We start from the raw sequence: 24,631 nt of genomic DNA, 5'->3' as shown, positions 1-24,631 counted from the left end.
CTCCAGTCCCTTCCTCTTCCCGCCCCACCCCCACCAAGGCCCATACCCCCACTCCCAAGGCCGGTCGAGTCGTAAGCCGGGGCGCAGGGCAGAATGGGGCCGGGCTAGCGAAGGAGATTCACGTGGCCATCCGCGTCCTACTGGTTGATGACCAGCCGCTGCTGCGAACCGGGTTCCGGATGATTCTGGAGGCGGAGCAGGATCTCGCGGTCGTCGGGGAGGCCGGTGACGGTCTGCAGGCGCTCGACCAGGTGCGGGCTCTGCAGCCCGATGTGGTGCTGATGGACATCCGTATGCCACGGATGGACGGGGTGGAGGCGACCCGGCAGATCACCGGTCCCGGGCGGGACGGCCCGGCCAAGGTGCTGGTGCTGACCACCTTCGACCTCGACGAGTACGTCGTGGAGGCGTTGCGCGCCGGTGCCAGTGGCTTCCTGCTCAAGGACGCGCCGGCGAACGAACTCGTGCAGGCCATCCGGGTGGTGGCCTCCGGTGAGGCGATGCTCGCGCCCAGCATCACGCGGCGGCTGCTCGACAAGTACGCCAGTCATCTGCCGTCGGGTGACGAGCCCGTCCCGGATGCCCTGCACACGTTGACCGAGCGCGAGGTCGAGGTGCTGAAGCTGGTGGCGCGGGGGCTGTCGAACGCGGAGATCGCCGCCGACCTGTTCGTGAGCGAGACCACCGTCAAGACGCATGTGGGGCACGTCCTCACCAAGTTGGGCCTGCGCGACCGGGTGCAGGCCGCCGTGTACGCGTACGAGAGCGGGTTGGTGCGCCCCGGCGCGCAGTAGACGCAGTACACGCAGTAGATAGACACCGTACGAACGAAGAGGGCGCCCCTTCCTGACAGGGGCGCCCTCTTCATGTGTGCGGGCCGGATCAGCCTGTGAAGACCTCCAGGAACCGGAAGGCCGACCTCCCCGAACCGCAAGACGGTCGGGGCGACAGGCCGGTGGCCAGCCTCGCCGTGATCGGCGGGACTGGCCACTGGTCGAGCTTGTTCACCCGTGCGGTCGGGCCGACTAGTTGCCCACGCCTCGGCCCAGCTCCCAGAGCTGGAGGGTCGAGGAGGAGTTGAGCGCGTACGCGGTGCCCGTGACGTCGTCGCGGGCGGCGACGTACTGCTTGCCCTGCCACAGCGGGATCAGCGGGACGTCGGAGGCGACGATGTCCTGGATGGACGTGAGGCTCTTGGAGGCGGTGAGCCGGTCGGCCTCGCGGCGGGACTCCGGGATCAGGGTGTTCCTGATCTTCGTGTTGGCGTACGGCAGGCCGAGGGTGTTGTCCTTGTCGAGGAACGGCGCGAGGTAGTTGTCGGCGTCGGGGAAGTCGGGGAACCAGCCCATCCCGTAGACGTCGTACTTGCCCTTCTGCTCGGCCGGGCGGAACGTCGACCAGGGAGTGCCCTTGATGCTGACGTCGAACAGGCCGCTGTCGTTGAGCTGCTTCTGGAGCTGCTCGAACTCTTCCTTGGTGGCCGAGCCGTAGTGGTCGGTCGTGTAGTTCAGGGTCAGCTTCACCGGGGTGGTGATGTTGGCGGCCGTCATCATGGCCTTGGCCTTGGTGACGCTCGGGTCGCCGTACTTGTTGAAGAACGAGTTCGAGTGACCGATGATCGTCGCCGGGACCATGGAGTAGAGCGGCTCGGCCTCGGTGCCGTAGACCTTGGAGACGAGTTCGCCGCGGTCGATGATCTGGGCCATCGCCTCGCGTACGGCCTTCGACTTCACGGTCGGGGCGTCGGTGTTGAAGCCGAGGTAGCGGATCTCGAGGCCGGGCATCTCGACGAGGTCGACGTCGCCGTCCGTGTCGTCGCTGAGCTTCTGGATCTGCTCCGGCGACATGGTGCGCGTCATCACGTCGATGTCGCCCTTGGTGATCGCGTCGCCCATGGCGGTGGCGTCATCGAAGGAACGCATCTCCACCTTGTTGTTGTTCACCTTCAAGGCCCCCTTGTAATTGGGGTTCTTGGTGAACGTGGCCGTGGTGATCGCGTCGTCCTTCTTGGAGACCGACAGCGTGTACGGGCCGGAGCCGTCGACGTCGAAGCCGTCGCGCAGCTTGTCCTTCTGGTAGTCGTCCGGGTTCACGATGCCGGCGACGGGAGTGGACAGCTTGTACGGGAACGTGGCGTCGGCCGTCTTCAGGTGGAAGATGACCTCGCGGTCGCCCTGCGTCTCGACGGTGTCGACCGTGGACAGCAGGGCGAAGACGCCACTGTCGGCCTTGATGCGCATCGCGCGGTCGATGGAGTACTTCACGTCTTCCGCGGTGATCTTGTCGCCGTTGGCGAACTTCAGGCCCTCGCGCAGGGTGCAGGCGTAGCGCTCGTTGCCGGTGTCGGTGAAGCCGCACTTCTTGGCGGCCTCGGGCACCGGGTCGCCCTCGCCCTTGGGCTGGATCATCAGGGTCTGCACGGTCTGGCGCAGGATGTTCCAGGTGCCGACGTCGTAGGCGTAGGCGGGGTCGAGCGGCGCCGGAGCGTCCTTCGTCGCCTCGAACCGGTCCGTGGTGCCGACGACTATCGCATCGTCGCTGGAACTCCCGCTGCCGGAGCCGCCACACGCGGCGAGCACCGGCGCGAGCAGGCCGACGACGGCCGGCAGCACCAAAGTCTTGCGGTTCATGCGGGAGTTTCTCCAGAGCTGTTCGAGTCCGTGTAGTCGACATACATGGGGTGGTGATGTCGATCAACGGGGATAAGGGCGATGTTCTCGCGTTGAGATTAGTCCGGACCCGCACGGGGGTTCACGGCCACCGTAGTTGAGTTCCCATCACGCAGCGGAACCGGCTGTGGACAGACCGAAAACCCGCCGAGGGAAGGATTAGTGCAGGGTTTCACCAATCGGGACACAAGGGTGCGTGATCGGCCTCAGAAATGGGGTGAACAGCACAGGCCGACGGCGATGTCGACCCTGCTGCACGTGGGGAAGCTCACACACATCAACTCGGTTGGAGTGCAACGGAATTCGACCGGTCGACCATGACCGAATTCCTTTCCCATTGGACTTTGTACGCTCGGTGAACGGCTGGCGCATTTCCGTCATCGGTAGCCATCAGATGGCCGTCAGTCGGCCATCAGCCCGCGCAGAAATGCCAGGTCGACGACTTCCAGGGAGGTCACGACGGTGCGCCGGTCGGCCGGGGCGATGGGCGCCACGGACGGTACGGCCACCACCAGGCAGCCCGCCGCCTCCGCCGCCGCGACACCGGTCGCGGTGTCCTCCACGACCGCACAGCGAGCCGGGTCGACGCCCAGTCCGGCGGCGGCGAGCAGATACGGGTCGGGGAACGGCTTGGTGCGCGCGACCTCGTCGCCGGCCACCGTCAGCGCGAAGTGCTGGGGGCCGAGCGCGGTCAGGACCCGGTCGATGATGCGCCGGTGCGAGGCGGAGACCAGGGCCGTGGGGATCTCGTACTCCGCCAGTTCGGCCAGGAGTCTGGCGGCGCCGGGCATCAGCGGCAGGCTCCGCCCGATGCGGTCCTCGAAGCCCGAGTTGAGCAGGACGGACAGTTCGGCGAGGGTGATGTCGGCGCCGGTGGCCTCGATCAGGAAACCGGCGCTGCGGGTCATGGGGCCGCCGACCACGACATGGCGCCAGGAGTCGTCGAGGGTGTGTCCGAGGGCGGCGAAGACCTCGACCTCGACCTCCCACCAGAAGCCCTCGGTGTCCACCAGGGTTCCGTCCATGTCGAGGAGAACGGCCTGGAGTGCTGAGCCTTCGGCCGTACGGGTTCCGAGCGCGGGGACCGTGCTGGTCATCCTGGCGCACCTCCTTGAGGGACGATCAGGCCGGCCACCCCTGAAACACACAAGGGCGACCGGCCTGCGATGGACCGACCAGTGTACGACTTATCCGATCAACGTGCGTTGAAGTATTTCGCCTCGGGGTGGTGGATCACGATCGCGTCCGTCGACTGCTCCGGGTGCAGCTGGAACTCCTCCGACAGATGGACGCCGATACGCTCCGGCTCCAGTAGGGCGGCGATCTTCGCGCGGTCCTCCAGGTCGGGGCAGGCGCCGTAGCCGAGAGAGAAGCGGGCGCCCCGGTACTTGAGGGCGAACATGTCCTCGACGTCCGTGGGGTCCTCGCCGGCGAAGCCGAGTTCGGAGCGCACGCGCGCGTGCCAGTACTCGGCGAGTGCCTCGGCCAACTGGACGGACAGGCCGTGCAGTTCGAGGTAGTCGCGGTAGGAGTTCGACTCGAAGAGCTTCGCGGTCTCCTCGCCGATGCGGTTGCCGACGGTGACGATCTGGAAGCCGACGACGTCCTTCTCGCCGGACTCCTCGGGCCGGAAGAAGTCGGCCAGGCAGAGGCGGCGGCCGCGGCGCTGGCGCGGGAAGGTGAAGCGGGTGCGTTCGTTGCCCTCGTCGTCCAGGACGATCAGGTCGTCGTCCTTGGACACGCAGGGGAAGTAGCCGTAGACGACGGCCGCTTCGAGCAGGTTGTCGGTCTGGAGCTTGTCCAGGAGGCCGCGCAGCCGGGGGCGGCCCTCGGTCTCGACCAGTTCCTCGTACGTCGGTCCGTCGCCCGTGCGGGCCTGCTTGAGGCCCCACTGGCCCTTGAAGAGGGCGCCCTCGTCGAGCCAGGACGCGTACTCCTTGAGCTGGATGCCCTTGATGACCCGGGTGCCGCGGAACGGCGGGGTGGGGACGGGGTTGTCGACGGCGACGTCCGAGCGGACGTGCCCCTCCTCGGGGCGCTCCTCCTCCGCCACGGCGACGGACGCCCGCACCCGGCGCTGCTTGAGCTCGGGCAGCTTCGCGCCGGGCACACCGCGCTTGACGCCGATCAGGGCGTCCATCAGGCGCAGGCCCTCGAACGCGTCGCGGGCGTAGCGGACCTCGCCCTCGTAGATCTCGTGCAGGTCCTGCTCGACGTAGGCGCGGGTCAGGGCTGCGCCGCCCAGGATGACCGGGTAGTCGGCGGCCATCTTGCGCTGGTTGAGCTCCTGGAGGTTCTCCTTCATGATCACCGTGGACTTGACCAGGAGACCCGACATGCCGATGACGTCGGCGCGGTGCTCCTCGGCGGCTTCCAGGATCGCGGAGACCGGCTGCTTGATGCCGAGGTTGACGACGTTGTAGCCGTTGTTCGACAGGATGATGTCGACGAGGTTCTTGCCGATGTCGTGGACGTCGCCGCGCACGGTGGCGAGCACGATGGTGCCCTTGCCCTCGGCGTCCGACTTCTCCATGTGCGGTTCGAGATAGGCGACCGCGGTCTTCATGACCTCGGCGGACTGGAGCACGAACGGCAGCTGCATCTGCCCGGAGCCGAACAGCTCGCCGACGACCTTCATGCCGTCCAGGAGGGTCGCGTTGACGATGTCCAGGGCGGGGCGGGTCTCCAGCGCCTCGGCGAGGTCGTTCTCCAGGCCGTTCTTCTCGCCGTCGATGATCCGGCGCTTGAGCCGCTCGTCCAGCGGGAGGGCGGCCAGTTCCTCGGCGCGGCCCGCCGTACGGGACTTGGTGGTGGCGCCCTCGAAGAGGGCCATCAGCTTCTGGAGGGGGTCGTAGCCCTCGGCGCGGCGGTCGTAGACGAGGTCGAGGGCCGTCTTCACCTCTTCCTCGGTGAAGCGGGCGATCGGGAGGATCTTCGAGGCGTGGACGATCGCGGAGTCGAGGCCCGCCTTGACGCACTCGTCGAGGAAGACGGAGTTGAGCAGGACGCGGGCGGCCGGGTTGAGGCCGAAGGAGATGTTGGACAGGCCGAGCGTGGTCTGGACGTCCGGGTGGCGGGCCTTGAGGCGGCGGATCGCCTCGATGGTGGCGATGCCGTCGCCGCGGGACTCCTCCTGGCCGGTGCAGATGGTGAAGGTCAGGGTGTCGATGAGGATGTCCGACTCGTGGATGCCCCAGTTCGTCGTGAGGTCCTCGATCAGCCGCTCGGCGATGGCGACCTTGTGCTCCGGGGTGCGGGCCTGGCCCTCCTCGTCGATGGTCAGCGCGATGAGCGCGGCGCCGTGCTCCTGCGCCAGCCTGGTGACCTTCGCGAAGCGGGACTCGGGGCCGTCGCCGTCCTCGTAGTTGACGGAGTTGATGACAGCGCGGCCGCCGAGCTTCTCCAACCCGGCCCGGATGACCGGGACTTCGGTGGAGTCCAGGACGATCGGGAGCGTGGAGGCGGTGGCGAAGCGGCCGGCGAGTTCCTCCATGTCGGCGACGCCGTCGCGGCCGACGTAGTCCACGCAGAGGTCCAGCATGTGGGCGCCCTCGCGGATCTGGTCGCGGGCCATCTCCACACAGTCGTCCCAGCGGGCGTCCAGCATGGCCTCGCGGAACTTCTTCGAACCGTTGGCGTTGGTCCGCTCGCCGATCGCCATGTAGGCGGTGTCCTGGCGGAACGGGACCGTCTGGTAGAGGGACGCGGCGCCCGGCTCGGGCTGCGGGTGGCGCTCGACGGGCGCCAACTCGCGGACCCGCTCGACGAGTTGACGCAGGTGCTCGGGGGTGGTGCCGCAGCAGCCGCCGACCAGGTTCAGGCCGTAGTCCTGGACGAAGTGCTCCTGGGCCTCGGCCAGGCCCTCGGGGTCGAGCGGGAAGTGGGCGCCGTCCTTGGTGAGGATGGGCAGGCCCGCGTTCGGCATACAGAGCAGCGGGGTGCGGGAGTGGCGGGCGAGATAGCGCAGGTGCTCGCTCATCTCGGCGGGGCCGGTCGAGCAGTTCAGGCCGATCATGTCGATGCCGAGGGGCTCCAGCGCGGTGAGCGCGGCGCCGATCTCCGAGCCGAGCAGCATGGTGCCGGTGGTCTCGAAGGCCATCGAGACCAGGAGGGGTACGTCGACGCCGGTCGCCTCCATGGCGCGGCGGGCGCCCAGGATCGACGACTTGGTCTGGAGCAGGTCCTGGGTGGTCTCGACGATGAGGGCGTCGGCGCCGCCGGCGAGGAGGCCCTCGGCGTTCGCCTGGAAGCCGTCGCGCAGGGTGCCGTAGGCGATGTGGCCGAGGGTGGGCAGCTTGGTGCCGGGGCCGATGGAGCCGAGGACCCAGCGCTGGCGGCCGTCGCGGGCGGTGAAGTCGTCGGCGGTCTCGCGGGCGATGCGGGCGCCGGCCGCGGAGAGTTCGTGGACGCGCTCGGGGATGTCGTACTCGGCCATCGCGGAGTGGTTCGCGCCGAACGTGTTGGTCTCGACGCAGTCGACGCCCGCGCCGAAGTACTCCTCGTGGACCGAGCGGACGATGTCCGGGCGGGTGATGTTCAGGATCTCGTTGCAGCCCTCGAGGTTCTCGAAGTCCTCGAAGGTGGGGTCCTGTGCCTGGAGCATGGTGCCCATCGCTCCGTCGGCGACCACCACACGGGTGGCGAGGGCCTCTCGGAGCGCGGACACACGGGTCCGGCTGTCGGCAGAAGGGGTCAGTGGCGACGAGGCCATGAAGGGGCTCCCTGGAATGCGACGGCTGTCGGCTTTGCGGCTTCCCTGGGAACCTCTCACGGAACTCCCCGGGGAGCGTGCACGTCGCCAGGGTAACGGGGTCGGGCGGGAACGCGCTCGAAGCGTCCATGAGGCGGACCGGGGTGACGCGCGGATCAACCCCGTCTAGGTTCTCGCGACGAGTGACACGACAGGCTTCGTCACAGGAGCCGTAACAGGAATCGACCGACCATTAGCGAGAGGTCGGCATGGAACGGTAGTGTTCGACATTGCCGAACGGCGGCAGCGACGCCGCGCGTCGGCGGTCGAACGGACGGAGGCAGCACGGCGATGGCACGGAACATCCAGTCGCTCGAACGGGCGGCCGCGATGCTGCGCCTGCTCGCGGGCGGCGAGCGACGGCTCGGCCTCTCGGACATCGCCTCGTCGCTCGATCTCGCCAAGGGCACGGCCCACGGCATCCTGCGCACCCTCCAGCACGAGGGCTTCGTCGAGCAGGACGACGTCTCCGGGCGCTATCAGCTCGGCGCCGAACTGCTGCGCCTGGGCACCACCTATCTCGACGTGCACGAGCTGCGGGCCCGCGCCCTGGTGTGGACGGACGACCTGGCCCGCTCCAGCGGCGAGAGCGTGCACCTGGGCGTCCTGCATCTGCGGGGCGTCCTGATCGTGCACCACGTCTTCCGGCCCGACGACAGCCGGCAGGTCCTGGAGATCGGGGCCATGCAGCCGCTGCACTCGACGGCCCTGGGCAAGGTGCTGTCGGCCTACGACCCGGTCGCGCACAGCGAGGCCCTGGAGGCCGAGCGCAAGCCCTTCACCGACCGCACGGTGTACGAGCTCGCCGACTTCGAGCACGTCCTCGACGTCACACGCGCGCGTGGGTACGCGGCCGACGTCGAGGAGACCTGGGAGGGCGTCGCGTCGATCGCCGCGCCCATCCACGACCGGCGGCGCATGCCGGTCGGCGCCGTCGGCATCACCGGGGCCGTGGAGCGGCTGTGCCGGGAGGGCGAAGTACGGCCCGAGCTGATCGCCGCGGTACGGGACTGCGCCCGCGCGGTGTCGCGGGATCTGGGCGCCGGGCGGTTCTGAGCCCAGCGGATTCACAGCGGGATCTCACCGGGACGTCATGCGGACGTTCCGGTATCAGTCGTACCCTGAATGACAAAGTCGGCCAAAACGCCAAATCACCACACACGGTGTCCACCTGATAGCCGTCCGCATCGACCACGAGATCGATAGCCCACAGCAATCAATAACGATCGTGTTTTCGATAACCACACTCTTGACGCGCCTGTAACCCCGGAGCAAGACTCCCGTCCATCGGTCGGCATTGTCGAACACCTACCGGCAATACGCGCTAGAGTGTGGCAACGCCAAAGGCCGGCATCGCTCTCACCCCCGAGGGCGCACGAATCCCCGGCGGGACCCGGGGTTCGGCTTCCCTGGACGAAGGACAAAGGAGTCGCGGGTGTCCAGCTCCGACATCTTCATCGGCGAGACCATAGGTACCGCCGTACTCATCCTGCTGGGCGGTGGCGTCTGCGCCGCCGTCACGCTGAAGGCCTCCAAGGCCCGTAACGCCGGCTGGCTCGCCATCGCCTTCGGGTGGGGTTTCGCCGTCATGACGGCCGTGTACATCTCGGCACCGCTCTCCGGTGCCCACCTCAACCCGGCCGTGACGCTCGCACTCGCGATCAAGGACGGTGGCTGGGACAACGTCCCGATCTACTGGGGCGGCCAGCTGCTCGGCGCCATGATCGGCGCGACGCTGGTCTGGGTGGCCTACTACGGCCAGTTCCAGGCCCACCTCACGGACAAGGAGATCGTCGGCGAGCCGACGGCCAAGGCCGTGGAGGCCGAGGAGAAGGGCGCGGGCCCGGTCCTGGGCATCTTCTCCACCGGTCCTGAGATCCGCAACGTGGTGCAGAACCTCGCCACGGAGATCATCGGCACCGTCGTCCTGATCCTCGCCATCCTGACGCAGGGTCTGAACGACAAGGGCAACGGTCTCGGCGTCCTGGGCGCCCTGATCACCTCGTTCGTGGTCGTCGCCATCGGTCTGTCGCTCGGCGGCCCGACCGGTTACGCCATCAACCCGGCCCGTGACCTGGGCCCGCGCATCGTGCACGCGCTCCTGCCGCTGCCCAACAAGGGCGGTTCCGACTGGAGCTACGCCTGGATCCCGGTCGTCGGTCCGCTGATCGGCGGCGCGATCGCTGCGGGTATCTACAACGTCGCTTTTGCTTAGGACCAGAGTCTTGGTCCAGGACCACAGTCCGGGCACTGAAGCAGCAGTAGTAGAACCAGTCCTCATGACCACGGAACCCCTCAGGAGCACACAGTGACCGACGCGCACACCGCCGGACCGTTCATCGCGGCCATCGACCAGGGCACGACCTCCAGCCGTTGCATCGTCTTCGACCGGGACGGCCGTATCGTCTCCGTCGACCAGAAGGAGCACGAGCAGATCTTCCCGAAGCCGGGCTGGGTCGAGCACAACGCCACCGAGATCTGGACCAACGTCCAGGAAGTCGTCGCCTCCGCCATCGAGAAGGCCGGCATCACCCGCGACGACATCAAGGCCATCGGCATCACCAACCAGCGTGAGACCACGCTGCTGTGGGACAAGAACACCGGTGAGCCCGTCCACAACGCCATCGTCTGGCAGGACACCCGCACCGACGCGCTCTGCAAGGAGCTGGGCCGCAACGTCGGCCAGGACCGCTTCCGCCGCCAGACAGGCCTGCCGCTGGCGAGCTACTTCGCCGGACCCAAGGCTCGCTGGCTGCTCGACAACGTCGAGGGGCTGCGCGAGCGCGCCGAGGCCGGCGACATCCTCTTCGGCACCATGGACAGCTGGGTCATCTGGAACCTGACGGGCGGTGTCGACGGCGGCAAGCACGTCACCGACGTCACCAACGCCTCCCGCACCATGCTGATGAACCTGCACACCATGGAGTGGGACGAGTCCATCGCCGAGTCCATCGGCGTCCCGCTGAACATGCTCCCCGAGATCCGCTCCTCCGCCGAGGTCTACGGCGAGGTCACCGGCGGCCGCCTCGGCGACGTGCTCGGCGGCATCCCGGTCGCCTCGGCGCTCGGCGACCAGCAGGCGGCCCTGTTCGGCCAGACCTGTTTCGCCGAGGGCGAGGCCAAGTCGACGTACGGCACCGGCACCTTCCTGCTGATGAACACCGGTGAGAAGCCGGTCAACTCGTACAACGGCCTGCTCACCACGGTCGGTTACCGCATCGGCGACCAGAAGGCGGTCTACGCCCTCGAAGGGTCGATCGCCGTCACCGGTTCGCTGGTGCAGTGGATGCGCGACCAGATGGGCCTCATCTCCACCGCCGCCGAGATCGAGACCCTCGCGCTCTCGGTCGAGGACAACGGCGGCGCCTACTTCGTGCCGGCCTTCTCCGGTCTGTTCGCCCCGTACTGGCGCTCCGACGCCCGCGGTGTGATCGCCGGTCTGACCCGGTACGTCACCAAGGCGCACCTCGCGCGCGCCGTCCTGGAGGCCACGGCCTGGCAGACCCGCGAGATCACCGACGCCATGACGAAGGACTCCGGCGTCGAGCTCGCGGCGATCAAGGTCGACGGCGGTATGACCTCCAACAACCTGCTGATGCAGACCCTCTCCGACTTCGTGGACGCCCCCGTGGTGCGCCCGATGGTCGCCGAGACCACCTGCCTCGGCGCCGCCTACGCCGCCGGTCTGGCCGTCGGCTTCTGGACCAGCACCGACGACCTGCGTGCCAACTGGCGCCGGGCCGCCGAGTGGACCCCCAACATGGCCGCGGAGAAGCGCGACCGTGAGTACAAGAGCTGGCTCAAGGCCGTCGAGCGGACCATGGGCTGGCTCGAGGACGAGGAGTAAGAACCCCACATGACCAGTCAGTCCACCCTGCAGTCCGTGCCTGCCCTCGGTACGCACCCGGCCTCCGGCTCGAACCCGAGCCGGGCCGAGACCCGGGAGCAGCTCTCCAAGGCGACGTACGACCTCCTCGTCATCGGCGGCGGCATCCTGGGCATCTCCACCGCCTGGCATGCCGCGCAGTCCGGGCTGCGGGTGGCCCTGGTCGACGCCGGCGACTTCGCCGGTGCCACCTCCTCCGCCTCCTCCAAGCTGCTCCACGGCGGTCTGCGCTACTTGCAGACCGGCGCGGTGAAGCTGGTGGCGGAGAACCACTTCGAGCGCCGTGCGGTGTCCCGTCAGGTGGCTCCCCACCTGGCGAACCCGCTCACGTTCTACCTCCCCGTGTACAAGGGCGGTCCGCACGGCGCCGCGAAGCTCGGGGCGGGCGTCTTCGCCTACTCCGCGCTCTCCGCGTTCGGCGACGGCGTCGGCCACCTCCTGTCCCCCGCCAAGGCGGCGCAGGACGTGCCCGAGCTGCGCACCCAGAACCTCAAGGCCGTGGCCGTGTACGGCGACGACCAGATGAACGACGCCCGCATGGCGCTGATGACGGTCCGCGCGGCCGTCGAGGCGGGCGCGGTCGTCCTCAACCACGCCGAGGTCACCGGCCTGCGCTTCACCCAGGGCCGGGTGACCGGCGCGGAGCTGCGCGACACGACCTCCGGCGACGAGTTCGGCGTGAGCGCCCGCCTGGTGCTCAACGCGACCGGCCCGTGGGTCGACCACCTGCGCAGGATGGAGGACCCGAACGCGGCCCCCTCCATCCGCCTGTCGAAGGGCGCGCACCTGGTCCTGAAGCGCACGTCCCCGTGGAAGGCCGCGCTCGCCACCCCCATCGACAAGTACCGCATCACCTTCGCCCTCCCCTGGGAGGACATGCTGCTGCTCGGTACGACCGACGAGGAGTACGAGGGCGACCCGGCGGACGTCTCGGTCACCGAGAAGGACATATCCCAGATCCTGGACGAGGCCGCGTTCTCGGTCCGCGACCAGCAGCTCTCCCGTGACCTGATCACGTACTCCTTCGCGGGTCTGCGCGTGCTCCCGGGTGGCCCCGGCAGCACCGCGAAGGCCAAGCGCGAGACGGTGGTGACCGAGGGCAAGGGCGGCATGCTGTCCGTCGCGGGCGGCAAGTGGACCACCTTCCGGCACATCGGCCGTACGGTCATGCAGAAGCTGGAGGCCCTCCCCGGCCGCCCGCTCGGCGAGGACTTCGAGCCGATCTCCTCCCTCCCGAAGAAGCTCCCGCTCCCGGGTGTCGCGAACCCGCGCGCGGTCGCCCACCGTCTCCTGGTCGACAACCCGGCGCCGGGCCCGCGCATGGCGGCCGACACGGCGAAGCATCTGGCCACGCACTACGGCTCGTTGGCCTTCGACATCGCCCGACTCGCCAACGAGAACCCCGAGTTGGGCCAGCGCGTCCACCCCGACGCCCCCGAGATCTGGGCCCAGGTCGTCTACGCCCGCGACCACGAGTGGGCCGAGACCCAGGACGATGTCCTGCGCCGCCGCACCACCCTCACGATCCGCGGCCTGGCCACGGACGAGGTCCGCGCGAAGGTCCAGGACCTGCTGGACAAGAAGTAGACGGCCAAGAAGCAGACGTCCGTGAAGCAGACGTCCGTGAAGCAGACGGTCAAGCAGTAGTCGCTACGGCGTGACAGGGGCGGTTCCCGACCGGGAGCCGCCCCTTCGTCGTGTCCTGTGCATGCCGCTCGCGCGTGCCAACTGCCCATGCCCCGAACGGGATTCACGCTTCCGCACGCCCCTCGGACGATTCCGCGCGCTCCCTCACACGGGTTGGCGACCGGCGGTGCACGGCCCGCCCGGCCGTTAGAACGGTTGGCTTCCGACACAGCGGTCGGGCCATGGGGCCCGGCCCGGGGAGCAGAGGTCGTATGCGAGGTCGATGGCACAGTGCGCGGGTCCGGCGGCGCCTGGGGTTCGCCGTGTGCGGTGGCGCGCTGGCGGCACTGGCGACGGTGCTGCGGCTGTGGTGGCGGGACGCCGCGACGGCGGGGGTGCTGATCTCCGCGATCGGCGCGTTCGTGTCGGTCGCGGCGCTGGTGGCCGACGTGCTGCGCGGCGACGCCGAGCCGGCCCCCGGTTCGGCCGACGAGGACCGCCGGCGGGCCGCCGACGCGCTCGCCGAGGCCGTACGGGAGCAGTGGTCCGCCGAGGCGCGGCTACGGCGGCTGCGGGATCCCGCTCCGCTGGACGTGGCGTGGGCTCCGGCGGAGCGGTGGCTGGCCGATCATCCGGAGAACATCAGGCTGGGCCGTCCGCTGCCCGCGCCCCGGGGGCAGCGGATCGAGGAGGTCACCAGGTCGTTCGCCGCGCTGCCCGGGCGGCGGCTGGTGGTGCTGGGCGGGCCGGGGTCGGGCACGAGCGTGCTGGCGCTGCGGTTCGTGCTCGGCCGGCTGGCCGCGCGGCGGTCCGGCGGTCCCGTGCCGGTGATCTTCCCGCTGGCGGGCTGGGACCCGCGGCGGACCGGGCTGCGCGACTGGCTCGCCGACCGGCTGGCAGCCGACCACCGTCCGCTGGCCGCGCCGACCGACGGCCGCCACACCCTCGCCCGCGCCCTCCTCGACGCGGGCCTCGTGCTGCCGGTCCTCGACGGCTTCGACGAACTGTCCCGGCCCGCCTACGGGGAGGCGGTACGCCGGATCAACGCCGAACTCGACGACGACCTCCCGCTGTTGCTCACCAGCCGCGCCGACGCGTGGGCGACGGCCGTGACCGAGGGCGACGTGCTGACCGCCGCCGAGGTCGTCGAACTGCAACCGCTGGGCCTCGCCCAGTCCGGGGCCCATCTGGAGCGGACGGCGCGCCCCCTGCACGGGCGGTCCGGCACCGTGTGGACGCCCGTGCTGCGGCAGCTCGCGGCCCGGCCGGACGCCCCGGCGGCGCAGGCCCTGACCACTCCCCTGATGGTGGCGCTGGCCCGCGCGGTCTACGGCGACACCTCCCGCGATCCGTCCGAGCTGCTCGACCGGAACCGCTTCGCCACCGTGGCGGCGGTGGAGGAACATCTGCTCGGGGCCTTCGTCCCCGCCGCGTTCGCGGACCTCGAACCCCCGGCGACCTCCGCCGCGGTACGCCGACTCACCCTGCTGGCAAGGGTGTTGGAGCGGCGCGGCACCGGGCGGCTGGCGTGGTGGGAGCTGGAGGCGATGCTGCCGCGGGCCGTCGCCGTCCTGGCGCCGGGACTGCTCGCGCTGACCCTGCTGTCCGTGGTGCTGCTCCCGGTCTCGGCGGCGCGCGCGGCGAACGAGCTGGCGGGCGTGGAGGATCTCGCGTCGGTGCTCGCCACCCTCGTCGGGCAGACCCTGGGCTTCGCCTTCGGGGAGTCGTTCCTGCTGCCGCCGGGGGACGGGACGCCGGGCCGCCGGACCCTCGCCCGGCAGACGCTGATCACCGCCGCGGTGAGCGCGCTGCTGTGGGCGGGTTTCGCCTACGCCGACGACCTGAGGTTCGGCTTCCGCTTCGGCGCGGTGACCGACGGTTGGGTACCCGACCTGCTGGGCGGATGCCTCTTCTCCCTCCTTTTCACCCTGTTCTTCGGCATCGCCGGGCTGTCCCGGCACCCGGTACCGCTGGGTCTGCCCTGGACCGGCGGCGCGGGCCGCGCGCTGGCCCGGATCTGCGGGGCCGTCCTGCTGCTGGGCGGGCTGGGCGCGGCGGGCGAGGTGGCGGCCGGCCGGTCCGGCAACCCCTGGACCATGGTGGTGGGCGTCACCTGCGCGGGAGCGGGCGCGGCCCTGCTGGCGAGCGCCGCCCGCCGGGCCGGGCAGGACACCGCGGCCCGGTCCGGCCGTATCGCCCGGCGGTTCGCGGCGGGCGCGGTCCGGGGCACCGCCGCAGCGCTGCTGATCGGGGTCACCGCCTGCACGGTCGCGGGTGTCGCCACGGCCGGAGTGACCCTCCTCAAGTCCGGTTCCACGGCCCGTCTGGCGGGCGGGACGATCGGCGGCTGGCACTTCACGGAGCGCTCCGACCTGCGCACGGCGACCACCCGGCACGCACTGCGGGGCACCCTGCTGATCCCCGGCGACGGGGCCCGGCCGATCGCCTACCCCGAGGGAACCCGGCCCCCGGACTGCGCGATCCCCCTCCTCGAAGACCGCCGCTGCGTCCCCTTCACCTCACGGCACACGGTCTTCGAGTCCCGGGACGGCGCGGTGGTCGCACGCCTGGACCTCACGAAGGGCACACAAGGACCATCGCCTACGACGGTCTACGCGGCGAACCTCCGGTCCGTGCTGCCGGAAGCGGCCCGGGGCTGGCTCACCCGGAGCCCGGCGAAGGCCGTGTTCCGGCGCTGTCTGCCACCGCTGGTGGCGGGTGGGGTGCTGGTCGGGATCGTGGGCGGCTGTGTCTGCGGTGTCTACCGCGCGCTGAGCGTGCCGTCGGACGTCATGCGAGCGGCCGGACCCGGTTCGTCCCTGCGCACGGACCGCGCGGCGTCCTTCACCCGGGGCGGCATGGTCGCGCTGCTGGTCGCCGCCGTCTGCGTCCCGGTGGTGGCGCTGCCGGGCGACTGGGGCGGCGTGGTCCACATCGGCACCCAACTGTGGCTGCCGCTGGGCACGGCGGCGCTCGCGCTGAGCGCCTGGGGGCGCTTCACCGTCGCCCGGGCCTGGCTCGCGGCGACGGGCCGGATGCCGTGGCGCCTGCTGACGTTCCTGGAGGACGCCCACCGGCGCGGGGTGCTGCGGCAGTCGGGGGCGGGTTTCGAGTTCCGCCACCAGCGGCTTCAGTCACATCTCGCGGGGTGCGCTACGGCACCGGGCGTCACCGTCCAGTCGTCGGACCCCGCGTCGGGTCCGCACACGACACAGGACCGGTCGGTCTAGGGCGACCGTCACAGCCACCGGCCGCCGAGGCGACCGAACCACCAGGAACAATCCCCCACCGGAGCGGACTCAGGACAGCGCCCGCACAGCCTCCGGTGACGTCAACTCCTCCCGCCGCACGATCAGTTCGCGCCCCAGCAGCAGCGCCCGCCGGGATGCCGGCGCCGGATCCGGCAGTGTCGTCAGGTCGGTGAGGTGGGCGAAGCCGATGATGCGGCGGACGATCTCCGTGCCGGCGTAGCCGACGGAGTCGGTCCAGACGCGGGACAGGAAGCGGTCGAGGTAGGCGTCGTCGAAGAAGGTGTCGACCCGGGTGGACCAGAGCCGGCGGAACTCGGTCTCGAACGCCACCCAGGACAGCCGGAGTTGGTCGCCGTGGTCGGACAACGTGCCCAGTTCGCGAGCCCGTTCCTCCGACACCAGCACGTTGGCCCAGTACAGGCCGAGGTCGTAGCCGATCGGGCCGACGAAGGAGAACTCGGGGTCGAAGACCCGTACCACCGGGGCGCCTTCACGCTCGCCGACCATGACACTGCCGGTGTGCAGGTCGCCGTGGAGGAGGGCCTGCGCGCTGGTCATGAAGGTGTACCGGAGATCGGCGACCTCCGTGCGCAGCCGGGCGTCCGCGCGGAACTCGGCCGCGAGGTCGGCCAACTCCGGGAGCCAGTGGTTGTGTTCGTGCTCGATGTACGGCTCGGACAGCACCACGTCCTCGGTGATCTTGCACAGCTCCGGGCTCACCGAGGTCGCGATCAGCGCCTTGCGGTCGGCGGACGGCATCCCGAAGTCACTGGTCGCGAAGGCGAGTTGGGCGACGAACTCACCGATCCTCGCCGAGGTGTCCGGACCGTAGGACGCGCCCTCGTTGAGGACCGTGCGCAGGACCTCCAGGTCGGACATGTCCTCCATGACGAGGGTGTAGTTGTCGGCGTCGTAGCCGTGGATCGCCGGGATCTTGTCGGGAGCCACGCGGGCCACCTGCTCGTAGGCCCGCGCCTCGGCGTCGGCGCGCTCGGGGCTCATCGGCCAGGAGGGACCGGCGACCCGTACCCAGGGCAGTGCCTGCTTGAGGGCGAGGCGATGGCTGCCGTCGGCGTTCGACGCGAGGAAGACCCGGTTCATGTTGCCGTCCGACACCTCACGGACGTGGATGTCGGTGACGTCCGCCCAGTGGCCGCGCTCGTGCAGGTACGCCGGGATGTCGTCGGTCTCCAGGATGCGGTAGCCCATCGTACGAACTCCTCGAACTTCCTTATGCGGTGCGGCGCTTGGACAGGGTGAAGCTGAAGACCAGGGCGAGGATGAGGACCGCGCCCTCGACGACGTCCTGCGTGTAGTAGGGCAGGCCCTTGATGGTCAGGCCGGTGGTGATGATGCCGATGAGGACGGCACCCAGGGCGGTGCCCCAGACGTTCGGGCGGCCCCGGCCGAGGACCGAGGTGCCGACCAGGGCTACCGCGACCGCCTCCAGGAGCTGCGAAGTGCCCGCGCTCACGTCACCCTGGCCGATGCGGGACGCCAGGATCAGGCCGCCGATGGAGGCGAGGACACCGGAGAGGACGTAGGCGAGGGCCCGGTACGCGCCGACACGGATGCCGGCCAGACGGGAGGCCTCGGGGTTGGCGCCGATGGCGTACAGCACGCGGCCCCAGCGGGTGCGGGCCAGGAACACCCAGGCGACGACGGTCAACGCGCCGAAGATCAGCACGGAGATGGGGATGCCGAGCATCGTGCCGCGGTCGATGCGCAGGAAGCCGTCGGTGAACTTGCCGGGGGCGGTGGTGCCGTCGGACTGGGTCATGCCGGCGGAGATGGACTGGCCGTCAACCAGGATGAGTTTGGTGCCCTGGATGACGAACATGGTGCCGAGGGTGGCCAGCATGTCCGGGATCTTCATCACGACGATCAGCAGCGCGTTCAGCAGTCCGGCCAGCGCGCCCGCCGCGATCACGGCGAGGATCGCGACCGTGCCGACCTGGTTGTACGTCACCATCGTCTTCGCGGCGACGGTGACCCCGAGCCCGGCGACCGCGCCGACGGACATGTCCATCCCGCCGACCGCCATGGTGACGGTGACACCGAGCCCGAGGATCGCGGCGACGGAGACATACCGGAGGGTGTCCAGCAGGGTCGCCGACTCCCGGAAGGAGCCCTCGCTCAGCGCGAAGTACAGGAAGAGCGCGACGGTGACGAAGATGAACCCGTACTTGATGACGGCGTTCTGGACGACCAGGGCGCCGGAGACGCCGGGCCGGGCCGCCGCCTTCGGTGCGGTCTCGGGGCTCTGGGTGGTGGTCATGGCGTACTTCCTGAGTGGGCCGGGGTCACACGGACGCCGAGATGGTCTGGATCACGCGGTCGCGTTCCGCGTCTTCGCCGTACGCGTCGAGGTGGATCTCCCCGGCCGCCAGCACGACGACCCGGTCGGCGATCTCCAGCACCTCGTCCACGTCGGCGGAGAGGACGAGGACAGCGGCACCCTCGGCGGCCAGCGCACGCGCCCTGCGGCCGATGTCGCGGCGGGCGCCGATGTCCACTCCTCGGAACGGCTCGTCCAGGATGAGGACGCGAGGGGTGTGTGCGAGCCAGCGGCCGACGACGACCTTCTGCTGGTTGCCGCCGGAGAGTTCCTCGACCGTGCTGTGCTCGTCGCGGGCGACGACGCCGAGGGCGTCGATGGTCTCGCGGCCGAGGGCGTCCTCCTGCGTCGTGTTCACGAGTCCGGCCCGGGAGAGGGACTTGAGGAACGGCAGCGAGATGTTCTGCGCCACCGACCAGCCGGGAACGAGCGCGTCGGCGTGCCGGTCCTCGGGGACGAGGTGGACGCCGGCGCGGATCGCGTCGGCGGGGCGGCGGGGCGCGTAGGGCCTGCCGTCGAGGGTGACCGTGCCTGTGGCGAAGGGCTCGGCGCCGAAGAGGCCACGGGCGAGTTCCGTCTTGCCGGCGCCCAACAGGCCGACGACACCGGTGACTTCACCCGCCCGCACATCCAGGTCGAGGGGTGTGCGGCCCTCGAACAGCCGGACGTCGTGCAGGGCGAGGACCGTGTCGCCGTGCTCGCCCGAGCGCTGCGGGCGGGCCGACGTCGCCTCGTGGGCCTGGGCGAGCATCGCACGCAGGGCGCTGTCCCAGTCGAAGGGCTTGACCTGGTCGTCGGTGAGACCGCCGTCTCGCAGGACGACCAGCCGGTCGGCGAGCGCGTCGATCTCGCCGAGGCGGTGGGAGACGTAGAGGACCGCGATGCCGTCGTCGCGCATCTTCTCGACGAGGGCGAAGAGCCGCTCCGCCTCGGCGGCGGAGAGCGCGGAGGTCGGTTCGTCGAGGATGAGCAGCCGGGGGCGGGTGGCGAGGGCGCGGGCCAGGATGAGCAACTGGCGGTCGGAGATGCCGAGTTCGGTGACGTCCCGGCGCAACACCGCGTCGCTCCAGTCGAGTCCGAGCGCGGCCTGGATCTCACGCGCGCGGGCCAGTACGCGACGGCCGTTCAGGAACGGGTTGCCACGACGCTGGGCCAACTCCTCGAAGACCAGGTTCTCGGCGACGGAGAGGCCGGGCACGATGCCCTCGCCGATCCGCTGGTGGACCGTCTGGATGCCCAACCGCCGGGCGGCGGACGGGGATGGGAGAGCTGCGGGCTCCCCTGCGACCCGCACCTCCCCGCCGTGTTCCGTGTGCACACCCGACAGGATCTTGATCAGCGTGGACTTGCCCGCGCCGTTCGCACCGAGCAGCGCGACCACGCTGCCCGGTGCGATGTCGAGCGAGACGGAGGCGAGCACCGTCTTGCCCCCGAACGCCATGCTGACGTCGCGGAGCGAGACCGCCGCGTCGACCGCCGTGTCAGTGGGCGACATTGGGGATCCAGTCCGCCGTGCTCACCTTGGAGAGGTTCAGGGCCGGCAGGGCCGCGCGCAACTGGTCCATGTTCTCGATCTTGTTCTTGCGCAGGAAGTCCTGTGTGATCGCGACGGCCGGGAAGTCGACGGTGGTCTTGTTCAGCTGACCGGCCAGTTCGAGGGCGGCCGTACGGACGACGGCGGCGCCGACCGCCGACGGGTCGGTACCGGCGGTGGCGACCCACGGGCTGTTGGCCGCGGTCATGTTCTGGATGTCGGCGTTGGAGACGTCCGCGCCGAAGACCTTCACCTTGCTCTGGAGCTTCTTGTTCTGCACGGCGAGCAGCGTGCCCTTGGCCAGCTCGTCGTACGGCGCGAAGATCCCCGCCACGTCGGAGTGCTGGGTGAGCGCGGCGGAGACCAGGGGAACGTTGTCGGTGGCCGTGGAGTCGGTGACCTTGCCGACCTTGAACTCCTGCTTCCAGCCGTTGGCGTCGACGGCGGTCTTCCAGACGGAGTTGCGCTTGTCGAGCGCCGCGTAGCCGGCCACGTTGACGTAGCCGACCTTGGCGTTCTTGCCGACGGTCTGGGCCATCACGTCGAGGACGGCCTTGGCCATGCTGGCGTCGTCCTGCTCGGTGCTGATCACGGACTTGTTGGTCTGGTCGACGTCGTAGACGACGACCTTGATGCCCTTCTTCACCGCCTGGTCGATCTCGGGCTGGATCGTGGACGGGAAGCCGTGGTCGACGATGATCGCCTGCGCGCCGGAGTTGATCGCCGAGGACAGGTCGGTGGCCTGCTTGGCGTTGTCGGCCTGCGCGTCGTACACGGTCAGGTCGATGCCGAGCGCCTTGGCCTGCGCCTTCGCGCCGTTGCCCCACTGCTCGAAGTAGTCGCCCGCGCCGCTCTGCCGCACCAGGGCGACCTTCACCGTGCCCTTGCTGAAGGGGGCCGGCTTCTTGCCCGTGGCGGCCGAGGCCGAGGCGGCGGTGTCGGCGGTGCTCTTCGACGCGTCGCTGGACTGGGAGCAGCCCGCGAGGAGGAGGGCCGAGGCGGACGCCAGCGAGAGCGCGGCGAGGGGGACACGGGTGCGGGACATGAGGGGCTCCAGGTGCAAGGTGGTGCAGAAGGGGTGAAGAACGGGCGTGCGGGACCCGGAGCGTGGGAAAGGGAATCAGCCACCGCGGAACGGGTGGTGGACCGCGGCACCAAGGGCTCGCGGGGCTCCGGATGTGGTCAGCGACAGCTGGCTGTGGTCGACCGGAGCAAGTCCACGTACAGCCGCCGCACGAGCAGCAGCGTCTTCATAGGGAGATCATGGGAATGTTTTCAGCCATTGGTCAAAGGGATGGAAGCGGTTTCTCAGCTGGTGAGACAACGACTACGTCACATCAGACCTGGTCATCGACGGCGGTTACCATCACATAACCGGCCCCGACCCGGGACGACGGGCCTCGCTGCACCCCCTTTGCCTCCCCCACCGGTCCGGTGTTCGTCTCGGCATCCGGACATCCCTCCCACTTTCCGGAGTTGCTCCCATGACCCTGCTCACCACCTGGCCCGAGTCCGGTCCCGAGAACCTCGTGCGCCGCACCGCCGACCCCGTCGAGATCGCCGCCGCGCTCGCCCCCCTCGGCGTCCGCTACGAGCAGTGGCCGATCCGCGAGGACGTCCCGGCCGACGCCGACAGCGACACCGTCTTCGCCGCGTACGGCCCGGAGATCGACAAGCTGAACGCCGAGGAGGGCTTCACCACCGTCGACGTCCTCGGTCTGCACCCCGGCGACGACCCGGAGTACCCGGCGAAGGCGGCCGGTGCCCGCGCGAAGTTCCTCCAGGAGCACACGCACGACGACGATGACGAGGTCCGCTTCTTCGTCTCCGGCTCCGGCATCTTCTACCTGCACGTCAGCGGCGAAGTGCACGCCGTCTACTGCGAGAAGGGCGACCTGCTGGGCGTGCCGCGCGGCACCACCCACTGGTTCGACATGGGCACCGAGCCCGCCTTCACCGCGATCCGTTTCTTCCACGAGGAGGACGGCTGGGTCGGCAACTTCACCGGCTCGACCATCGCCTCGCGCTTCCCCGACTACGACACGATCGACGCCGGTTACCAGCAGGACAAGGCCGCCGCGTGACCTTGCGGTACACTGTGGACGCCGTGGTGCTCGACATCGAGGGCACCACGAGCGCCACGGGTTTCGTCGTCGACGTCCTCTACCCGTACTCCCGCTCGCGCTTCGCCGCCCTGCTCACCGAGCGGGCCGACGACCCGGCCGTGGCCCGGGCGATCGCGCAGGTCCGCGAGCTGACGGACACCCCGGACGCCGACGCCGCACAGATCGAGAAGACCCTCAACTCCTGGCTGGACGAGGACCGCAAGGCCACACCCCTGAAGACCCTCCAGGGCATCGTCTGGTCCGAGGGCTTCGCCCGCGGCGACCTCGTCTCGCACTTCTACGACGACGTCGTACCGGCCCTGCGCACCTGGCACACGGCGGGCCTGCGCCTGTACGTCTACTCGTCCGGCTCGGTGGCCGCGCAGCGCGCCTGGTTCACCTCCAGCCCGGAGGGCGACCTCCTGCCACTGGTCTCCGGTCTCTACGACACGGAGAACGCCGGCCCCAAGCAGGAGCCGGAGTCGTACCGCCGTATCGCGGAAGCGACCGGCATCGAGCCGTCCCGGCTGCTCTTCCTCTCCGACCGGCCCGGCGAGCTGGACGCGGCCGTGGCCGCGGGCTGGCACGCGGTGGGCGTACGGCGGCCGGGAGAGCCGTACTTCGAGCAAGGCGTCGGCGACCACGCGCAGGCGGGGGCGTTCGACGAGATCGGCATCACCAGTTCAAGGAGCACCACGTGACCACCGAGATCAGTGACCTCGACCTGAAGGAGGCGGGGGCTCAACTCGCCGCCGAGTCCGCCCGGTTTGCCTCGTTCGGCTGGATGCGGGGAACCTCCGGCAACCTGTCCGTGGTGGTGGGCCGGGACCCGTTGCGGCTGGCGGTGACGGCGAGTGGGCACGACAAGGGTGAACTGACGCCCGCGGACGTGGTGTTGGTGGACGGGAACGGCGCGGCCGTCCGGGGCGGGAAGCCGTCCGCCGAGGCCGAACTGCACGCCCGCGTCGCCGCGTTGACCGGTGCCGGTGCGGTGGTCCACGTACACACCGTGGCGTCCGTCGCGATGGGGCGGCGTGAGCCGGGCGGGATCGTCTTCAAGGACGTGGAGATGCTCAAGGGTGTGGGTCAGCCCGCGCACGATGTCGAGGTGACCCTGCCCGTCATCGCCAACAGCCAGGACATGAAGGTGCTGGGCGACCGCCTGGAGGCGGCCCGGGATCCCCGGATGCCGGCGGTGGTGGTGGCCGGGCACGGGTTGTACGTGTGGGGCGCGGATGCGCGGCAGGCGCGGCATCACACCGAAGTGGTGGAGTGGCTGCTGGAGTTGGAGCTCACGCAGCGCTGATCCGAGCGTCGGAGGGACCCCTGTTCTCAGGGGTCCCTTTCCGCTACTTCAGCCGGTCGCCGGGGAGTTCACCGGCCGACACCTCCAACACGCCCCGCTCCGTGACCAGTCCGGTCACCAGCCGACCCGGCGTCACATCGAAGGCGGGGTTGTGGCCGCGCGACTCGGCGGGAGCCGTCCGCACTCCCGACCACTCCAACACCTCGGCCTCGCCCCGGAGTTCGATGTGGATGTCGTCGCCGGTCTCGGTCGAGAGGTCCACGGTGGTGGTCGGCGCCGCCACCAGGAACGGGATACCGGCGTCGGCGCAGGCCAGCGCGACGCCCACCGTGCCGACCTTGTTCGCGGTGTCGCCGTTGGCCGCGATGCGGTCGGCGCCGACGATGGCCGCGTCGACCTCGCCGCGCAGGATCGTGCCGGCGGCGGCGCCGTCGGCCTGGACGTAGTGCGGGATGCCCTCCTGGACCAACTCCCAGGCGGTCAGGCGCGATCCCTGAAGGAGGGGGCGCGTCTCGTCGGCGTAGACGACCTCCACCAGCCCCCGCGCGTGCAGTTCACGGATGACGCCGAGCGCGGTGCCCCACCCGGCGGTCGCCAGCGCGCCCGTGTTGCAGTGCGTCAGAAGCCTCAACGGCCGCTCCACGCCCACCTTTTCGAGCAGCCAGTCCGCGCCGAACGCGCCCATCGCGCGGTTGGCGGCGACGTCCTCGCGCTGCACGGCGGCGGCCTCTTCGAGAACGGCGTCGAGGCCCTCGTCGAAGCGGGTCATGACCCGGTCCACGCACACCATGAGGTTGACCGCGGTGGGCCGTGCCTCGCGGACGCGGGCGACGGCCGCGCGGACCTCGGCCTCGCTCCAGCCCTCCCGCTCGCCCTCGATGACGGCGAGCGCGACGCCGTACGCGCCGGCCGCCCCGATCGCGGGCGCCCCGCGCACCACGAGCCGCTGGATCGCGTCGACCAGAGTGTCCACATCGTGGACATCCACCGTCTCGTTGCGATGCGGGAGCAGGGTCTGGTCGATGAGCGCGAGACCGGTTCCGGTCCAGTCGACCGCGCGCAATTTCTGGGACATAACGGGACACTCCTGCTGTTCCGATGGTGTCGGACACCGTACATGACCTTGGAGAACCACAGTTCGAGACAGTCGAGCAGGTGTCTCAAAA

At 70.0% G+C, this 24,631-nt stretch carries 17 protein-coding genes; 9 read left to right on the top strand and 8 right to left on the bottom strand.

What is annotated here, in order from left to right; all coding sequences use genetic code 11:
- Positions 1-122 precede the first annotated feature (122 nt).
- Positions 123-794 (top strand): response regulator transcription factor, encoded by a 672-nt coding sequence (locus JHN63_RS12320; RefSeq protein WP_019059117.1) that lies wholly within the window; start codon positions 123-125, stop codon positions 792-794.
- A 231-nt stretch (positions 795-1,025) separates the two neighbouring features.
- On the opposite strand, the gene JHN63_RS12315 is transcribed toward JHN63_RS12320, so the two are convergent.
- From JHN63_RS12315 to metH, 3 genes are all read right to left on the bottom strand, one after another.
- Positions 1,026-2,630: an ABC transporter substrate-binding protein gene (locus JHN63_RS12315; RefSeq protein ID WP_200679643.1), complete on the bottom strand. Its 1,605-nt coding sequence runs from the start codon at positions 2,628-2,630 to the stop codon at positions 1,026-1,028.
- Between the two features lie 440 nt (positions 2,631-3,070).
- Entirely contained in the window at positions 3,071-3,766 is a 696-nt protein-coding gene (locus JHN63_RS12310) for an HAD family phosphatase (RefSeq protein WP_200679642.1), read from the bottom strand.
- Between the two features lie 98 nt (positions 3,767-3,864).
- Positions 3,865-7,380, bottom strand: a complete 3,516-nt coding sequence (gene metH / locus JHN63_RS12305) for a methionine synthase (RefSeq protein WP_200679640.1) — start codon at positions 7,378-7,380, stop codon at positions 3,865-3,867.
- A gap of 330 nt (positions 7,381-7,710) precedes the next feature.
- Between metH and JHN63_RS12300 the strand changes: the two genes are divergently transcribed.
- The 5 genes from JHN63_RS12300 to JHN63_RS12280 all read left to right on the top strand — a co-directional run bounded on the left by JHN63_RS12300 (position 7,711) and on the right by JHN63_RS12280 (position 16,161).
- Entirely contained in the window at positions 7,711-8,475 is a 765-nt protein-coding gene (locus JHN63_RS12300) for an IclR family transcriptional regulator (RefSeq protein ID WP_200679638.1), read from the top strand.
- Positions 8,476-8,854: 379 nt separating this feature from the next.
- A complete protein-coding gene (locus tag JHN63_RS12295; RefSeq protein ID WP_200679636.1) occupies positions 8,855-9,634 on the top strand; it encodes an MIP/aquaporin family protein in 780 nt (259 codons plus the stop codon).
- Positions 9,635-9,727: 93 nt separating this feature from the next.
- Positions 9,728-11,266, top strand: a complete 1,539-nt coding sequence (glpK, locus tag JHN63_RS12290; RefSeq protein ID WP_200679634.1) for a glycerol kinase GlpK — start codon at positions 9,728-9,730, stop codon at positions 11,264-11,266.
- Positions 11,267-11,275: 9 nt separating this feature from the next.
- Complete coding sequence (locus JHN63_RS12285) at positions 11,276-12,892, top strand: glycerol-3-phosphate dehydrogenase/oxidase (protein WP_200679632.1); 1,617 nt, start codon at positions 11,276-11,278, stop codon at positions 12,890-12,892.
- A gap of 311 nt (positions 12,893-13,203) precedes the next feature.
- Positions 13,204-16,161, top strand: a complete 2,958-nt coding sequence (locus tag JHN63_RS12280) for a hypothetical protein (protein ID WP_200679630.1) — start codon at positions 13,204-13,206, stop codon at positions 16,159-16,161.
- Between the two features lie 69 nt (positions 16,162-16,230).
- Here JHN63_RS12280 and mtnK read toward each other — a convergent pair whose 3' ends face one another.
- From mtnK to JHN63_RS12260, 4 genes are read right to left on the bottom strand one after another with little or no spacing between them, the layout of a single operon-like run.
- Positions 16,231-17,391: an S-methyl-5-thioribose kinase gene (gene mtnK / locus JHN63_RS12275; RefSeq protein WP_200679628.1), complete on the bottom strand. Its 1,161-nt coding sequence runs from the start codon at positions 17,389-17,391 to the stop codon at positions 16,231-16,233.
- Positions 17,392-17,413: 22 nt separating this feature from the next.
- Positions 17,414-18,460 (bottom strand): ABC transporter permease, encoded by a 1,047-nt coding sequence (locus JHN63_RS12270; RefSeq protein ID WP_200679626.1) that lies wholly within the window; start codon positions 18,458-18,460, stop codon positions 17,414-17,416.
- 25 nt (positions 18,461-18,485) lie between these two features.
- Entirely contained in the window at positions 18,486-20,015 is a 1,530-nt protein-coding gene (locus JHN63_RS12265) for a sugar ABC transporter ATP-binding protein (protein WP_200679624.1), read from the bottom strand.
- Positions 20,002-21,099, bottom strand: coding sequence for a substrate-binding domain-containing protein (locus JHN63_RS12260; RefSeq protein ID WP_200679622.1), 1,098 nt, complete (start codon positions 21,097-21,099; stop codon positions 20,002-20,004). Before JHN63_RS12260 ends, JHN63_RS12265 begins: the two co-directional genes overlap by 14 nt.
- Positions 21,100-21,538: 439 nt before the next feature.
- Between JHN63_RS12260 and JHN63_RS12255 the strand changes: the two genes are divergently transcribed.
- From JHN63_RS12255 to mtnB, 3 genes are read left to right on the top strand one after another with little or no spacing between them, the layout of a single operon-like run.
- The gene (locus JHN63_RS12255; RefSeq protein ID WP_200679620.1) at positions 21,539-22,138 is read left to right on the top strand and encodes an acireductone dioxygenase; all 600 of its coding nucleotides are present in this window, start codon (positions 21,539-21,541) and stop codon (positions 22,136-22,138) included.
- Positions 22,135-22,860, top strand: a complete 726-nt coding sequence (mtnC, locus tag JHN63_RS12250; protein ID WP_200679618.1) for an acireductone synthase — start codon at positions 22,135-22,137, stop codon at positions 22,858-22,860. The genes JHN63_RS12255 and mtnC overlap by 4 nt, the downstream gene beginning before the upstream one ends.
- Positions 22,857-23,465: a methylthioribulose 1-phosphate dehydratase gene (gene mtnB / locus JHN63_RS12245; protein WP_200679616.1), complete on the top strand. Its 609-nt coding sequence runs from the start codon at positions 22,857-22,859 to the stop codon at positions 23,463-23,465. The genes mtnC and mtnB overlap by 4 nt, the downstream gene beginning before the upstream one ends.
- 43 nt (positions 23,466-23,508) lie before the next feature.
- Here mtnB and mtnA read toward each other — a convergent pair whose 3' ends face one another.
- Complete coding sequence (gene mtnA, locus JHN63_RS12240) at positions 23,509-24,540, bottom strand: S-methyl-5-thioribose-1-phosphate isomerase (protein ID WP_200679615.1); 1,032 nt, start codon at positions 24,538-24,540, stop codon at positions 23,509-23,511.
- Between the last annotated feature and the right edge of the window lie 91 nt (positions 24,541-24,631).

The organism is Streptomyces sp. MBT65 (assembly GCF_016612545.1).
Lineage (GTDB): Bacteria > Actinomycetota > Actinomycetes > Streptomycetales > Streptomycetaceae > Streptomyces.
Note: the sequence above shows the minus strand (reverse complement) of the source record. Positions and strands in the feature narration are given on the sequence as shown.